This window comes from Lagierella sp. (assembly GCF_029983815.1).
Taxonomy (GTDB): Bacteria; Bacillota; Clostridia; order Tissierellales; family Peptoniphilaceae; genus Mediannikoviicoccus.
This window is the reverse complement of record NZ_JASBYU010000011.1, coordinates 1-15,424: the sequence shown is the minus strand read 5'-3', so window position 1 is coordinate 15,424 and position 15,424 is coordinate 1. Positions and strand designations below refer to the sequence as shown.

Sequence of the window (15,424 nt, the reverse complement as noted above, 5' to 3'; positions counted from 1 at the left end):
AACCTTTTATTTGCTTTATGGTAAAATGAAATCAACACAGCAATCATTATTTGATTGCCTCAAATAAAACTTATTTTGGAGGAAATATGACTTACGATTTTACTACAAGAATATCTAGAAAAGATAAAGGCTCTGCAAAGTGGGAATATATGTATCAGTGTTGCGATAAAGTTGAGGACAATATAGTACCTCTTTCCGTTGCAGACATGGAGTTTAAAACTCCGCCATGTATAGTTGAAGGTTTAAAGGACTTTTTGGACAATGCAGTGTTAGGATATACAGTACCATACAAGTCCTATCTTGAAATAGTAAAAAAATGGTTTTTAAAAAGGCATGATTTTAAGATAGAGTCCCAATGGATTGTACAAAGTCCCGGAGTTGTAAACGCCTTTACAGCTGCCTTAAGATCCCTTTGTAAAGAAGGAGATGGAGTAATTGTATTTAAACCCATCTACCCACCTATGGTAGGAGCCATAGAGTCCAATAATTTTAAAGAAGTCAACATTCCACTACTAAATCGTGAAGAAAGGTATGAAATTGACTTTGATGCCTTTGAAAAAGAAGCAAGCAATCCTAATAATAAGGTACTACTCTTCTGTTCACCTCATAATCCTGTAGGAAGAGTTTGGACAAAGGAGGAACTTCTAAAAATTGGAAAAATCTGTTTAGAAAATAATATCACTATCATCTCCGATGAAATCTGGATGGATTTGATACGACCAGGAAAAAAACACCATATCTTGGCCAATCTTTCACCAGAGATCAGAGATATTACAATTACATGTACCGCTCCATCAAAGTCCTTTAACATTGCAGGGCTTTACAATTCTAATACCATAGTTTCTAATGAAGAGCTAAGAAAAAACCTCAAGGAGGAGCTTGTAAAAATGCGTTCCACCTCCATCAATATTTTAGGATATAAGGCTTGTGAAATTGCCTATACCGATGGAGAAGACTGGTTGGTAGAACTATTGAAGGTACTGGATGAAAACTTTAAACTATGCCAGGACTTTTTTAAAAAGCTGAACCTTCCATTTGCAAATCCTGAAGGCACCTATATTCTTTGGGTTAACTTCAAGCCCTTGGGCCTTGATCAAGAAGAACTACACAAGTTTTTATATGAGAAGGCTAGAATATTTACAAGTCCAGGCAGTAACTTTGGAGAAGAAGGAAACGGATATGAAAGATTTAACATAGCCCTTCCAACGGAAGTTTTAAAGGAGCATCTTCAAAGGCTCTCAGATGAAATAAAAAAACTTTAAGTCTAGGAAGGAGTTTTCCTTCCTTGATTTATTCCATGTTTATGATATAATACCGTTAATTGAATATTGACTTACAGGATGACCAGTACCTTAATTAGTAACGTTCTTAAGGGAATTACAACATTCTTTGTCAAAAGCCAGTAATTGCTTATATTACGTTGAGACTTCCAGTGAAGAAAGGTGGTACCACGGTTTAGCGTCCTTTCATCATGGAAGATTTTTTATTTTGGAGGGATATCATGATTGAATATAAACTTGAGCACGATAATGTATTTGACGAATTAGTTGAAAGAGGCTACTTTGAGCAAGCAACCTATGAAGACGAATTGAGAGAACTACTTGGAAAGGAATCCGTTAAGTTTTATATAGGTTTTGATGCAACAGCAGACTCATTGACCATAGGCCATTTTATACAGATTATGGTAATGATGAGAATGCAAAGACATGGCCATGTGCCAGTAGCCCTATTGGGTGGTGGAACAACCATGATAGGAGATCCATCTGGTAGATCGGATATGAGAACCATCATGACCAAGGAACAAATTAAACATAACGCCGACTGTTTCTACAATCAATTTAAAAGATTCATAGATTTTGATAACGACAAAGCCATAATCGCAAATAATGCAGATTGGCTTTTAAACCTAAACTTCCTGGATTTTATGAGAGAGATTGGAGTTCATTTCAACGTTAATCATATGTTGACACTTGACGCCTATAAAAACAGAATGCAGGATGGTTTAACCTTTTTTGAATTCTCATACATGCTAATGCAGTCCTACGACTATTTAAAACTGTATAGAGATTATGGTGTGAAACTACAAATGGGTGGTTCAGACCAATGGTCAAATATCTTAGGTGGTTATGATCTAGTTAGAAAACTTGAACAGGACAAGGTCTATGCTATGACTTTTAAGCTTTTAACTACTGCTCAAGGTGTGAAGATGGGCAAGTCTCAAAAGGGAGCTGTATGGCTAGATGAAAAGAAGACAAGTCCATATGAACTATTCCAATACATGAGAAATGTTGACGACTTAGATGTAGAAAAATTCCTATTGATGCTTACATTCCTGCCTACTGATGAGTGTAAGAGACTAGGTAGCCTAGAAGGTTCTAAGATAAATGAAGCTAAAGAAGTTTTAGCTTATGAAATCACAAAATTGGTTCATGGTGAAGAAGAGGCTAAAAAAGCCCTTGAAACTTCAAAATCTCTTTTCTCAAACAATGCCATCGATGAAAATATGCCTACCACTGAAATGGATAAAGACGACTTTGAAAATGGTTTAGGTATTTTAAATCTACTTACTAAACTTGAGTTGACCAAATCAAATGGAGAAGCTAGAAGGTTGGTTATGCAAAAGGGAGTTAAATTGAACGGCAGGACTGTGGAAGACTTTAAAAGGGAAATAACTTTAGAAGACTTTGAAAATGAAGAAATAACAATTCAAAAGGGTAAGAAGGTATTCCATAGAATAAAGATAAAGTAAATAAAGCTTTTAAAATGAAAAATAGGAATAAGATAACCGAGCTTTCAAATTCATGTAAGCTCGGCTATTTTAATTTTATAATTTTAGGCCTTGACTCTTTTTCCTCCTATATCTTAGGGGAAGTACGATATACTTAATCAAAAAATAAAGTCCAACTGGAAAAACTAAGGCTTCTGCAAAGGCAAGTACATACCATATCATAAATTTTGGCATCCACTTTCTAACAATGAACATTGCAATGCTTATGGCAATTGGCGTTCTCAACAACGAAAGAATCGTCGCCATTCTCCCCTTTCCTAAGCTGGCAAAAAAAGTTATCATAAGTCCATTTAATCCTACAAAAGGATAGGCCCATGCATACCTTGACAGAGCCCTTGTGGTATCTTTTAAGATACTTGATCCTTCATCAAGAAACAGATTTACTATAGGTTCTGAAAAGAGATATGCAACTACTATGAAAAATGCACTTATGGCTAAAATAGCCAACACTCCCCTTTTTACAAAGGCTTTAATTCTTTTGAAGTCCCTCTGTCCATAGTCGTAGGAAAAAAGCGGAGCCAAACCTTGAGCTACTCCAGTCATGGTAACTGAAATAAAGACAGAAATATAGGAAATGACCGTATAGGCTATTAAAGCCTCCTGGCCATATACTTTAAGTAAATTGGTGTTAAATAAAAAAACTGTAAATCCCAAGGCTATCTCCGAAAGAGCATCCCCTATTCCTAGGGGAATTGTGGTCTTTAAAATGGAAAAATCGAATTTGCTTATAAACATTAATTTTCCTGTCTTCTTAAAAAAATGTATTAAAAAAGCTGTAGTACTGACAGTTTGAGCGATTCCCGTAGCTAACGCCGCTCCAAATATTCCCATTTTAAACACTACAATAAATAAATAGTCAAGACATATATTAGTCAATGCTGCAAGTCCAACGGACAACGCTGAAATATGCGGTGAACCATCCACCTTAACAAGCACTTCCAATTGATAACTAAGCATAAAAAACACCCCGAAGGGTATAATAGTTCTTAAATATTCTTTTACAAAATCAATTGTAGTTTCCGTTACTCCCAGTAATAGTACAACTCTATTTAACAAAAGAAAAAGCATTCCAGAAAACACTATTCCTATTGAGATAAGACTTATAATTGCAGTTGAAAAAATCGAGTTGGCTCTATTTATATCTCCCTTACCAAGATTCATGCCTACAGTGGCCTGTGTTCCTATACTAAAGAGTATTCCTACAGCAAAGAAAATAGTGATTATTGGCATGGAAATATTTACTGCAGAAAATTCGATTTCTCCTACGTAATTCGAAACAAAGTAACCATCAACCATGGTATATAGTGCAAATACCCACATGGAGAGTATCGAGGGAATTGTAAATTTAAAAAATCTCTTCATTTTTTTCTCCTTCAACTAATGTTACCATAAATTCAGGAAAATAAATAGGAAAAATGCAAAAAAGCTAGGTTTTAGGCCTAGCTTCTCTGCTCTCTTATATTTAAGAGAAATATGAATAGAAGAAATCTTAAGATGGTACCCTTATTATACATCAAAGCATTGTAGTTGTAAAGTGTTTTGTTATCTTTTTTCAACTTTTTATTTATTACTTTAACTTAACAGAATCGACTTTATAAAACTTTGTCTATATATTCCTTTTTAAGCGCCTCTGGAACCAAGGATCCCCCTGTGGACCATACAATATGACTGATGTTTTCTTCTTGAAGCCCTTCTATATTTTTCAAATATCTCTGAAACTCTTCAACATCGTAAAGCCTTCCAACTCCTTGAAAACAAGATGCTGCTGAGGGCTCTATAAAGATTTTCTCAGTTTCTAATAAGTCTCTCATATATTCAAATAGGTATTTGTCTTCTATCGTAAAGATACCAGAAAGTACATCTTCCATTATCTTTCCTACAAAACCTGAAGGTCTTCCCACAGCCAATCCATCTGCAAGGGTAATTCCATCTAATCCAATATCCTGAACACAGATTTCACTATGCTTTCCCGTCGCCATTCCCAGTAGCATACAAGGTGCCCCAGTAGGTTCTACAAAGAAGATATGAACATTTTCCCTAAATACCTCCTTTAATCCGTAGGCCACTCCCCCTGGAGCTCCACCAACTCCACATGGGATATATACAAATAGCGGATTTTTAGAATTTACCTCTATTTGTTTTTCCTTCAACTGTTTCTTTAGTCTCAATGCTGCAACAGCATATCCATAGAATAAATTCTTTGAATTTTCGTCATCCACAAAATAGGAAAATGGGTTCTCCTGGGACATCTTTCTACCCTTTTCCACCGCCTTACCATAATCACCTTCATATTCTACGACTAATATGCCATAACTTCTTAAAAGCTTTTTCTTCCAATCCGCAGCATCCCTAGACATATGGACTATTACCTTATATCCTAGAACAGCAGATATTATTCCAATGCTAAGTCCTAGATTTCCAGTAGAGCCTACTTGAATGGTATATTGGGATAGGAATTTCTTTATAGTGTCTGATGAAATACTTTCATAGTTCATTTTAGTGTCAAGTAGGTTATTATCTATAAGTAATTCCTCTGTATATTTTAAAATTTCATATATTCCACCTCTAGCTTTAATAGATCCAGCAACAGCTAGATTATTATCCTCCTTGATATACAATTCACCTGAAATAGAGCTACAATATTTTTCCCTTAATCGTTTTTTCATAGCTGGGATTTTAGTTAATTCGGATTCTATAATCCCATTGGTTGTATATGTCTTTGGAAACTCTTTCATTATAAACGGTGCAAATCTCTCAAGTCTCTTTTCAGCTTCCAATACCAAGGAGAAGTCCACTTCTTTGTTTAAATTCATTGTAGAAGCATCCGACTTTTTGATTGACTTATTTTCCCAGAAGAATTCTTCGCCTTTTTTTAATCTATCTAAATAATCCATAGTCCCTCCTCAAAAGTTTAAATCTTTTTATCAATTTTTCTTACCATGACACTTCCCCGTATTATCCAGTAATAGTCCTCACCTTTGTACTGGGCAAGATTTGCAATTGGAGCATTACAAAAGGGACAATTTATCCTATTGGGAAGCTCTGCTATACTACTTTGAGATGATATTATCTTATCCACCTTCATCTTGATTAAATTTCCTTTACCTCCCTTCTGGTAAAGAAAGATTTTATTTTTGCAATTTGTACATTTTACTAGAAGGGGATAGGTGTTTTTAGCTTTCTTACAATATCTATTTCTATATTTCATCCAGTTCTATTCATCCTTTCCCACTATACATACCCTTTAAATATATCATTGTATCTTTATTTTTTAATGAGACTTTAATAATTCAAGATTTTGGTTTAAAATTATATTAGGTGATATTATGAAGAAAAAAGCAATTATAACAGGTTTCTATGGACTTTTGATAGGAACTTTAGCTGGGTTGGTCTGTGTAGCCTATCGCTATTGTCTAACCTTTTTGGGAAATTTACGAAACAGTATTTTTAACGAAGAAAAATGGAGTACATATTTAATCTTTCTTTTAACGGCTCTTCTGATAGGTTATATTATCGGTAGATTATTGGAATATGAACCCCTATCCTCTGGAAGTGGAATTCCTCAAATCCAACTTGAAATAGAGTCTAAAGTTAGTATGAATCCACTTAAAGTTATTGTAGCTAAATTTATTGGAGGATCCCTTGGTTCATTTTTAGGATTTTCCCTAGGTATGGAAGGCCCTTGTATTCAACTAGGAGGTTCCTGTGGCAAATTGATTTCCAATAAGACCAAGAAGGACACAGAGACTAAAATTTTCGTAGCAGCCGGTGCTGGGGCGGGCATTGCAGCAGCCTTTAACGCTCCCCTCTCCGGTGTACTCTTCGCTATAGAGGAGATGTATAAGAGGATAACTCAAAGACTTTTAGTCATTATGATCATTGCCTGTGTAACTGCAGATTTCATTAGTAAACAGGTCTTTGGGTATAAAAATTCTTTTTCTCAACTCTCCAGATTTAAATTTAATGGAAAGTCCTTACTACTATTTTTATTATTAGGAGTTATAACCGGTGTAATTGGAGTGATTTTTAATAAGAGCCTCTTATTTAACCTAAGTTTTTTCAACAAGCTTAAGATTAAAAAGAGATTTAAACCCATGATTGCAGCTATAGGAGCGACTTTAATCTTTATACTTATGCCTAGTCTATTAGGAGGGGGACATGGTTTGGTTGAAAATTTACCAAAGGAAAACTACTCATTGCAGATTTTGTTAATTATGTTGATTATAAAGCTCATCTACACCTGCTTTTGCTACGGGTCTGGAGCTCAAGGGGGAATTTTCTTACCAATCCTTGTACTTGGTGCCTTAACAGGAAATATATATGCTTATCTATTAAATCCATATTTCCCAGAATTGGCACCTGCCTTTCACGTTTTGGGAATGACAGGAATCCTAGCTTCAGTTGTTCGTGCACCAATCCTAGCCGTTGTGCTTGTCTTTGAAATGACAGGTGGAGCAATGTCCCTTCTGCCCCTGGTAATTGTTTCTGTTAGCAGTTTAGTAGTTGCAGAATTTTTCGAATCGGATCCAATATACCACAGTTTAAAAAATTCTACAGAAAAAAATCTGTTAAGGTCTCCCGATTCAAAAGACTTAGTTCATAAAGGATAAATATCTCTTCATCTAGTAATGTTTAAAGAGATTATATTAAAATGACAAGAGCTCAAAAACTTAGCATGTAAAAATCTAAGTCTTTGAGCTTATTAATCTAGCTATATTTGAATTTTGTAAAATATTAACCTATGAAATTAATTAAATCTTCCAGACATTTCTGTGTATTCCTTTAGTCTTTCTACCAAGTCCTCTCCAAATTCACCAAACTTCATTCTCCAAGTCCAGTTTCCTGAGGCCTCCCCTGGATAATTCATTCTCGCATTATTATCAAGTCCTAAGATATCCTGCATTTGAAAAATGGACATCTCTGCTACAGAGGTCATCCCTCCTCTTATCATTCCCCAGTTGAAACCTTCTTCATCAGTTAAATTTAGATATTTCTTAGCAAAGTTAACTTCTCTTTTATCATGTTCCAACATCCATCCCATTATAGTATCAGAGTCATGGGTTCCACCGTAAACGACATAATCTTTTTCTATATTGTGGGGTAGGTAATCTGAAGATGCATCAGGGGAGAATGCGAAGAGAAGTATCTTCATACCTGGAAACCCCGTTTCTTTTCTAAATTCATAGACTTCCTTGGTCATATATCCCAAATCTTCTGCAATAATCGGCAATTCTCCCAACTGTTCCTTTAAAACATTAAATAATTTCATTTTAGGACCGTCAACCCACGATCCATTTCTTGCTGTCTCATCTCCTGCGGGTATTCTCCAATAGGACTCAAAGCCTCTAAAGTGATCAATTCTAATACAGTCGAAGATGGAGAAAAGCCATCTAAATCTCTCTATCCACCAATTGAATTCAGATTCTTCATGGACCTTCCAATCATAGCAAGGGTTTCCCCAAAGTTGTCCATCTTCTGAAAATCCATCGGGAGGACATCCTCCAACCCAAGTAGGCTTTAAATCTTCATCTAAAGTAAATAGTTCAGGGTTTGCCCAACAATCGCAGCTGTCTTCAGCTACATAAATAGGCAGGTCTCCAATAAACTTGATTTTATTCTCATGGGCAAAATCCCTTATTTTATCCCATTGATTAAAGAATTCATATTGTAAAAACCTATAAAAATTTACCTCATGGAAATTTTCCTTTTCAAATTCTTCAAGGGCTTCCCCATCTCTATATTTATATTTATCCTCCCATTGTTGCCAAGGCCTTCCATTAAACTTTTCCTTTATTGTCATAAAAAGAGCATAGTCATTTAGCCAAAAGCTATTTTCTCTACAAAAGGATTCAAAGTCCAAAGATCCTATATCAAAGCTTTGATAGGCTTTTCTCAAAGTTAAAAACCTCTCTTGATATAGCGTGCCAAAGTCAACATTGCCCTCTTCGTAATTTTCGGCAACTAAATCTAAATCCTCCTGTTGTAAAAGTCCCTTATCCTTTAAATAATCCAGGTTTATCATATAGGGATTTCCGGCAAAACTAGAAAAGGACTGATAAGGTGAGTCTCCAAATCCAGTAGGTCCAATCGGTAGCACCTGCCACCAACTCTGTCCTGCTCTATTTAATTTTCTAACAAAATCCATGGCTTCTTCTCCTAAGCTACCAAAACCATATCGGTTTGGTAGAGAAGATATGTGAAGAAGCACACCGGAACTTCGATTTTTGTTAATCTTTTTAAAATTATATTTATCTTCTAGCATATTACCTTCCTAACTATAAAAGTATCTGTAAACTTATAAAAAATTTGCTGTTAATCACTCAATCCTCTCAGTGGTCTGTGAATCAAAGAAATGTAATGCTTGGGTATCAAAGGTAAAGTTATGAAGCTCATTTATTTCATATTTAAAATGCCCTGGTTGTGAAACCACCATGTCCTGGCCATCTTTTAAGCATATATGAAGAAGTTTTTCTTTACCCAACATTTCAATGACTTCAATCTTTGCTTCAAAGGAATTTTCATCAGATTGTCTAGCAAAAAACCTCTCAGACCTGATTCCTAAAAACACTTCTTTGCCTTCATAATCTTTTAAAGCCTTACTATCCTCTTCATCGGGATTGACGACTATTTCACCTGATTGGGAAATAAATTCTCCATCCACCATTTTACCCTTTAAGATGTTCATGGTAGGAGATCCAATAAAACCTGCTACAAAAAGATTTTTAGGTTTATCATAAAACTCCTTTGGAGTACCAAACTGCTGTATTTTACCTTGATCTAATAGGATTATCTTATCCGCCATGGTCATGGCCTCTGTCTGGTCATGGGTTACATAAATCGAAGTGGTTTCAAGGTTATGGTGAAGTCTAACCAGTTCCACCCTCATGTGTTCCCTCAATTTTGCATCCAAGTTTGACAATGGTTCGTCCATCAAAAAGACATTGGGTTTTCTTACCATGGCTCTACCTAGGGCAACCCTTTGTCTCTGTCCTCCTGATATATCCGATGGCCTTGAATATAGATATTCCTCTATCTGTAGAATCTTTGCAGCCTCCATAACCCTTTCATGAATGACTTCCTTTCTCTCCTTTTTCATCTTTAGAGAAAAGGCCATATTGTCATAAACCGTCAAATGGGGATATAGGGCATAGGATTGAAAAACCATTGCTATATCTCTGTCCTTAGGCATGACCCTATTCATAAGCTTATCGTCAAAGTATAACTCCCCTTCCGTTATGGAAGTAAGTCCTGCTATCATTCTAAGCAAAGTTGATTTTCCGCATCCGGAAGGCCCAAGGATTACACAAAACTCCTTGTCTTTTATCTCTAGATCTATATTCCGTATGGTGAATTTTTCTCTACCTTCATATTTTTTTCCAATATTCTTTAATAAAACTCTCATCTTTCCTCCTACCCTTTAACTGACCCACTACTCAAACCTGAAACCAATTGGTTTTGTAAACTTATAAATAATATTATGATCGGTATAGCCGTCAATAATCCTCCCGCTGCAAAGGCTGATGCATTCATTGTCCTTACATCGTTAATCAAAGTATAAAGACCTGTTGCCAAGGTGTATTCCGCAGGGTTTGTCAACAATATCTTAGGAAGCATATAGTCCATAAAGGGTCCTATAAAAGACCATAGGGCTATTATTGCAAGCATCGGCCTTGCTATTGGCATTATTATAAGTCTATAGACTTGGAAGTTGGAACAACCATCTATTTTTGCAGCCTCGTCCAACTCTTTTGATATGGAATCTATATAACCCTTTAAAATAAAGGTATTTGATGCAATTCCACCACCAGAGTAAATCAGTATCAACATAATAGTCCTTGAAAACACCGGAACAATTCCACTTACTATGGAATGGATGGCATAATATGCTGTAATTCCAGCAAATGCTGGTATGGTCTGTATTAGCATAATAGCCATCAAGCTCATCTTCTTGCCTTTAAATCTATATCTCGAATAGGCATATCCTGTAAAGGAAACTATTATCAGTGTAATTATAGCCGTTGAAAGGGCGATGACTATTGTGTTTTTTACCCATCTGAAAAAGTAAGTTTTTGTAAATAGATAGTTAAAATGTTTTAAGGAAAACTCAAATTTTCCTGCAAGGGAAATGTACTTTCCCTGTCCTCCATTAAAACTCGATATAATCATAACTGCTAATGGCCAAATTATCAATATGGCCCAAGTTATTAAAATAAGATAGGACAATATCAAAAGTATGACACCCATGGTATCCAAGGGTTGATTGTCTGATAGATGAAGTTTTTTTGTTCTGTCTTTACTTTTCATTTAACTCTCCTTAAAGGCCTTAGTGTTACTAAATCCTATATAGGCAAATACCATTAGTACAAGGGAAATCAAAATACTTATGGCGGCTCCTAGAGCCTGATAGTTAGATTCCATTGTCAACTTGTAAATATAGGATATGAGTATATCTGATGAACCTGCTAAGTTACCGTATTTGCTAGGGTTAAAAGGACCCCCTTGGTTAAACAGATATATAATAGAAAAATTGTTAAAGTTGAAAGTGTATTGACTTATCAATAGTGGAGCAGTTTGAAAAAGCACCAAGGGCACTGTAATCTTCCAGGTCTTTTGGAAGTTCGTCGCTCCGTCAATATCTGCGCTTTCATATAAATCCTTGGGAATTCCCTGAAGTACTCCTGTAGATAACAAGAAGATATATGCAGATCCCAGCCATCCTTGAAGTAATATCAAGAAGGTTCTCGTCAAGTTTGGACTTGACTTAATGTCGACTGAAATGCCAAAAACATTTTTTAAAAGCTGAGTTATAGGCCCTTGCCTTCCTACCATAAGTGAAAAGAACATTATGGTAATAAAAGCTGGAACAGCCCAAGGCAGTAAATAAATAGTTCTAAAGAGTCCCTTCCCTCTAATTCTATCTTGGTTTGCCAAGAGGGCAAGGGCAAACCCTATGAATATGGCCAAGGTTGTGGCTCCCAAGGTCCAAATTACAGTCCAGAATAGGATTAGCCAAAAGGCCTGTCCTGCTACTCCTCTACCTAGGAACAATATCTTGTAATTATCGATTCCAATCCAATTAAATTTAGACTGGTGATTTGGGTCTAGGTTTGTAAAGGAGATTAAAATTGCAGTTATTATAGGTATTAAAACTATAAAAATCGTAAGAATGTAAGCTGGTGATGACACCAAGTATGGAAATCCTTCGTTGGAAAGAGTTTCCTTTGACTCAAACCAATTTTTTGGTCTAATTCCCTTTATTTTATCCTTTTCTACCCTATAAACATCTTTAAAGGACATAAAGAAAATGAAAACTGCAAATATGACCAGGATAATCGCTATGATACCTTCAATCATAAACATTATTGAACGGTCCAACCTTCTTCCACCTTCTGCCAAGGTAATAAGTCCTGCTATTCCATCTCCTTGGTAGTTGCCGAATCCAAGGGAATAAGGTAAGGCAATTAGATAGATAAAAAGACTTCCCAAGAGAAACAAAATTCCCTTTGTCTTCTGTCCATTTATTAGTTGTCCTAGCCCTGGAAGAAGAAAAGTAGCAAAACTTATTATTGGATTCTTTTGTTCTACTTCAATTGGAGTAGATCTTCTAATATTTGAAATATCCGACTCCAATACATTTAATTTAGAGTCAATATCGATTTTTAGTCTATGTTTAATGTTCTTTATATCTTCCTTTAGAGACTTTTCCCTATCTAAAAATTCTGTCTGTGTAATATTTTCCTTTAACCGTCTCTTTGCTATTCTTATCTCATTTTTCTCTGCTTTTTTTGATATGAGTCCTTTTTTGTAATTGTCCTTAATCTCCTGGAGCTTTTTATTATATTTTTTCTTCTCCAAGTCGATAAGTTCATTTATTTTATTTTCAACGCCCTCTTTGTCTTTTCCTTTAAGACTTTTTATTTCAATCTCCCTATTTACTAATTTTTCATCAAGCTTTTCATAGCTTTCTATAATGGTAGGAAGTTGCTGAATTTCAACTTTTGAGATTTCATATTTAAGCTGGGCATCATAGGTAAGTGAAATAAAGTCAATGTAAAAACTCTCTTTGGCCTTCGCATTTAAAAGCCTTTTTCTCAAATCTTTAATCCTATGATTATCCCTAGTCTTAAATTCAGGCTGTTTAGTTCTTAACCCTTTTAAAAACTCGTTTTCTTTCCTTTTAAATTCTTTAAGTTTGATATTGTAAGGGTGATCTTTTTTTGAAATATCTTTACCACCACTTTTAATTCTATCAAGTATATATTGATTTTTTCTCTGGTGGATATTTCCAAAACTATCAACAATTTTTAATTTATATTCCATCTTTAATCAACCTCGCTATGAATAGGCATTTTTAGAATCTCAACAAAAAGAAGAATGTATAGAAGTATTAATAAATAAAAAAATGGAGATGTAAACTCAAATTTAAACACCTTTAATAGGATCTTTATAAAAACCAAGCCTGCCATAATAAACTTTGTCAATCTTGTGATCTTAAGTTTATTAATTGCAATTACAAAAAACAAACTGATAATAACCGGTTCTACAATATCCAAAAGATAATTCAAAATAGTAAAATTTATATAATCTCCAAAACTTCCTCCTGTTGCCCTTTGAAATAAAATAAATAAATCCCTAGATTTTCCTTTAATAAAGGCTTCAAAGGAAGCAGTTATTATTATTAAAACCGATACGGCCAATACTTTTAATAGATTCTTTTGATTTCTCAAATCTTTTACCTCATTTCATATTTTAACCGGGGAAACCCCCGGTTATCATATGTTATTTATTTATATTTTCCATCATGGACTTAAATGAAGCTTGTAGTTCCTTATAAGCGTCTTCAACACTTGCAGGTTTAACATTGTTCCATGATAGAATTGCATTTTTCCAGGTATCCCAAACATCTCCATACTCTTTAAATATAGGTCTTGGTTCAGAGATGTCGTAGGACTCGATCACATTTTTAATAACCTTTTTATCCAAGTCGGAAAGGTCTGTCTTATCATACTCATCGGCTGTAACATTTGGCAATATCTTTCCTGTTGCTTTAAATAGTTCTGATGCATTCTCAGGTCTTACCAATTCCATAATAAAGTTTTCCGCTAGTGCCTTTTTATCTGCATCCTCTTCAATTCTTGCATTGATAGCCATAGCCCATCCACCTTGCCAATGGGTAAGTGGTTTTTGGTTGATTGTAATATGGTTTATAGGATAGATTTCTAGTTGTTCTCCAGCTTTTTCCACATTGTCATTTATCTCCCAAGGTCCACCAAGTCTTATTACACCTTTCCCACCAGTAGTAAATTCGTCACCAATATATGCCCATCCTTCATCTTCTCCAGAAAATATTGGAGAGTTGGCTTCATCGTGTTTCTTCCAATATTCATAAAGTGCTTCGAACATCTTTTGTTGGTCTGGATCAAGCTTGTCAAAGTCTTTTACCATATCGGATTCAAACTTATCTCCATCCTGTTTTAACAATTCAACTTTTGCAGAGTTCGTAGCTGCAACTCCAAACCAAGCATCAAAGAATGGCAATAATACATTTGCAGGATCTTTAATGTCGTTAATTTCTATAGGATTTTCGTAGTCAATCCCTTCTACTTTGGCATTTTCAGTATTAACATAGGTTACAAGGGTTTCGATATTGTATGGAAATCCTAGATAATCTTCTCCATCCTTAAAAAATCCCCCTAAATTTTCATCGAAATTATCATAACCCCCTATTTCCTTTGCCATAGTTGGTGCGTTTAAAGCTCCTAGAACATCTTGACTTACAAGGTCTGTAAATCTATCTAATGGTAGAGCAAACACATCGGCAAAGTCAGGATTAGTAGCATCTGTACTCTTTAGGATATCCAGATGATCAAAGGATCCTATCTCTTTAAATTCTATCTTTGAATCAGGATTCTTTTCAAGAACCTTATCTGCAGCCTTTTGATAGTATTCCTTCCAATCCTTTTCCACTTGGACGGTTATCTCCCCTTTAATGCCCTCGGATTCAACTTCTCCTGTGGCATCTTGTCCGTTACTACCTGCCTTTTTCCCACATGCAGTTAAAAAAATAGAAGCCCCTAAAATCAAGGCTAGTAATTTGGTAAACTTTCTTTTCATATTTTCCTCCTAGTTTATCTTGCAAACGGTTGTATATTTAAAACACTTACAACGTTTATATCAATATTATAACCTAAAGCACAACAATTGTTAATACTTTAAATGTTTTACTCAACTTCTTTCTTTCTCTTTGCTCTTTCCCTCTCCACATCACCATGGGTTAAAAGTTCATTCTCGATTAATTCCTCTTCAGTCAAAGGCTCATCCAATATAATATCTGGTTCGTCTTCGTCAAATTTAAAATCTATAAACTGTTTTAAAAGTTGGGAAGCCTTTTCATAATCCTCCTCTTTTACAAATATACTGTCGTTATTAACAACTTGAGCTCCAAGTACATTTAAATATCCTTCCATATTATTTTTGTCGTCCACATAGTCAATACTGTTGTCTTTCAATATTTCCTTAGCCGTCGTCAGGACGAAGTCGTTGGACGATTGGATTAATCGCTTAAGTGACATCTCCCTACCTCCTCGTATAATAGATTTAACAAGTATAAAAAACTTGTTGTTGGTTACAAATTAA

The 15,424-nt window shown here is 35.1% G+C and carries 13 protein-coding genes; 3 read left to right on the top strand and 10 right to left on the bottom strand.

From position 1 onward, the window contains the following. Window positions 1-86 precede the first annotated feature (86 nt). A complete protein-coding gene (locus tag Q1K37_RS05600; RefSeq protein WP_300410333.1) occupies window positions 87-1,262 on the top strand; it encodes a MalY/PatB family protein in 1,176 nt (391 codons plus the stop codon). 239 nt (window positions 1,263-1,501) lie between these two features. Then, the gene (gene tyrS, locus Q1K37_RS05595; protein WP_300410331.1) at window positions 1,502-2,749 is read left to right on the top strand and encodes a tyrosine--tRNA ligase; all 1,248 of its coding nucleotides are present in this window, start codon (window positions 1,502-1,504) and stop codon (window positions 2,747-2,749) included. A 75-nt stretch (window positions 2,750-2,824) separates the two neighbouring features. Here tyrS and Q1K37_RS05590 read toward each other — a convergent pair whose 3' ends face one another. The 3 genes from Q1K37_RS05590 to Q1K37_RS05580 all read right to left on the bottom strand — a co-directional run bounded on the left by Q1K37_RS05590 (window position 2,825) and on the right by Q1K37_RS05580 (window position 5,996). Then, entirely contained in the window at window positions 2,825-4,150 is a 1,326-nt protein-coding gene (locus Q1K37_RS05590) for an MATE family efflux transporter (RefSeq protein ID WP_300410330.1), read from the bottom strand. 230 nt (window positions 4,151-4,380) lie between these two features. Continuing rightward, complete coding sequence (locus Q1K37_RS05585) at window positions 4,381-5,682, bottom strand: D-serine ammonia-lyase (RefSeq protein ID WP_300410328.1); 1,302 nt, start codon at window positions 5,680-5,682, stop codon at window positions 4,381-4,383. Between the two features lie 17 nt (window positions 5,683-5,699). Further along, entirely contained in the window at window positions 5,700-5,996 is a 297-nt protein-coding gene (locus tag Q1K37_RS05580; protein ID WP_300410326.1) for a hypothetical protein, read from the bottom strand. Between the two features lie 118 nt (window positions 5,997-6,114). Between Q1K37_RS05580 and Q1K37_RS05575 the strand changes: the two genes are divergently transcribed. Continuing rightward, a complete protein-coding gene (locus Q1K37_RS05575; RefSeq protein WP_300410325.1) occupies window positions 6,115-7,398 on the top strand; it encodes a ClC family H(+)/Cl(-) exchange transporter in 1,284 nt (427 codons plus the stop codon). Window positions 7,399-7,535: 137 nt separating this feature from the next. Here the strand turns inward: Q1K37_RS05575 and malQ are convergent, their stop codons facing one another. The 7 genes from malQ to Q1K37_RS05540 form a co-directional block, all read right to left on the bottom strand. Further along, on the bottom strand, window positions 7,536-9,050 hold the full coding sequence (malQ, locus tag Q1K37_RS05570) for a 4-alpha-glucanotransferase (protein ID WP_300410324.1): 1,515 nt from the start codon (window positions 9,048-9,050) through the stop codon (window positions 7,536-7,538). A gap of 54 nt (window positions 9,051-9,104) precedes the next feature. Further along, the gene (gene ugpC, locus Q1K37_RS05565) at window positions 9,105-10,190 is read right to left on the bottom strand and encodes a sn-glycerol-3-phosphate ABC transporter ATP-binding protein UgpC (RefSeq protein WP_300410322.1); all 1,086 of its coding nucleotides are present in this window, start codon (window positions 10,188-10,190) and stop codon (window positions 9,105-9,107) included. 8 nt (window positions 10,191-10,198) lie between these two features. Then, complete coding sequence (locus Q1K37_RS05560; RefSeq protein WP_300410320.1) at window positions 10,199-11,092, bottom strand: sugar ABC transporter permease; 894 nt, start codon at window positions 11,090-11,092, stop codon at window positions 10,199-10,201. Further along, a complete protein-coding gene (locus tag Q1K37_RS05555; RefSeq protein WP_300410318.1) occupies window positions 11,093-13,108 on the bottom strand; it encodes a sugar ABC transporter permease in 2,016 nt (671 codons plus the stop codon). 2 nt (window positions 13,109-13,110) lie between these two features. Beyond that, window positions 13,111-13,515 (bottom strand): hypothetical protein, encoded by a 405-nt coding sequence (locus tag Q1K37_RS05550; protein WP_300410317.1) that lies wholly within the window; start codon window positions 13,513-13,515, stop codon window positions 13,111-13,113. 52 nt (window positions 13,516-13,567) lie between these two features. Continuing rightward, window positions 13,568-14,902, bottom strand: a complete 1,335-nt coding sequence (locus Q1K37_RS05545; protein WP_300410316.1) for an extracellular solute-binding protein — start codon at window positions 14,900-14,902, stop codon at window positions 13,568-13,570. A gap of 107 nt (window positions 14,903-15,009) precedes the next feature. After that, entirely contained in the window at window positions 15,010-15,360 is a 351-nt protein-coding gene (locus Q1K37_RS05540) for a DUF2007 domain-containing protein (RefSeq protein ID WP_300410314.1), read from the bottom strand. Window positions 15,361-15,424: the final 64 nt, after the last annotated feature.

What these genes read in the sequence shown, in the direction of transcription:
- Q1K37_RS05590 (WP_300410330.1), bottom strand. Translation starts at nt 4,150, where the DNA reads ATGAAGAGATTTTTTAAATTTACAATTCCCTCGATACTCTCCATGTGG.
- Q1K37_RS05540 (WP_300410314.1), bottom strand. Translation starts at nt 15,360, where the DNA reads ATGTCACTTAAGCGATTAATCCAATCGTCCAACGACTTCGTCCTGACG.
- ugpC (WP_300410322.1), bottom strand. Translation starts at nt 10,190, where the DNA reads ATGAGAGTTTTATTAAAGAATATTGGAAAAAAATATGAAGGTAGAGAA.
- Q1K37_RS05585 (WP_300410328.1), bottom strand. Translation starts at nt 5,682, where the DNA reads ATGGATTATTTAGATAGATTAAAAAAAGGCGAAGAATTCTTCTGGGAA.
- Q1K37_RS05580 (WP_300410326.1), bottom strand. Translation starts at nt 5,996, where the DNA reads ATGAAATATAGAAATAGATATTGTAAGAAAGCTAAAAACACCTATCCC.
- tyrS (WP_300410331.1), top strand. Translation starts at nt 1,502, where the DNA reads ATGATTGAATATAAACTTGAGCACGATAATGTATTTGACGAATTAGTT.
- Q1K37_RS05575 (WP_300410325.1), top strand. Translation starts at nt 6,115, where the DNA reads ATGAAGAAAAAAGCAATTATAACAGGTTTCTATGGACTTTTGATAGGA.
- Q1K37_RS05560 (WP_300410320.1), bottom strand. Translation starts at nt 11,092, where the DNA reads ATGAAAAGTAAAGACAGAACAAAAAAACTTCATCTATCAGACAATCAA.
- malQ (WP_300410324.1), bottom strand. Translation starts at nt 9,050, where the DNA reads ATGCTAGAAGATAAATATAATTTTAAAAAGATTAACAAAAATCGAAGT.
- Q1K37_RS05555 (WP_300410318.1), bottom strand. Translation starts at nt 13,108, where the DNA reads ATGGAATATAAATTAAAAATTGTTGATAGTTTTGGAAATATCCACCAG.
- Q1K37_RS05545 (WP_300410316.1), bottom strand. Translation starts at nt 14,902, where the DNA reads ATGAAAAGAAAGTTTACCAAATTACTAGCCTTGATTTTAGGGGCTTCT.
- Q1K37_RS05600 (WP_300410333.1), top strand. Translation starts at nt 87, where the DNA reads ATGACTTACGATTTTACTACAAGAATATCTAGAAAAGATAAAGGCTCT.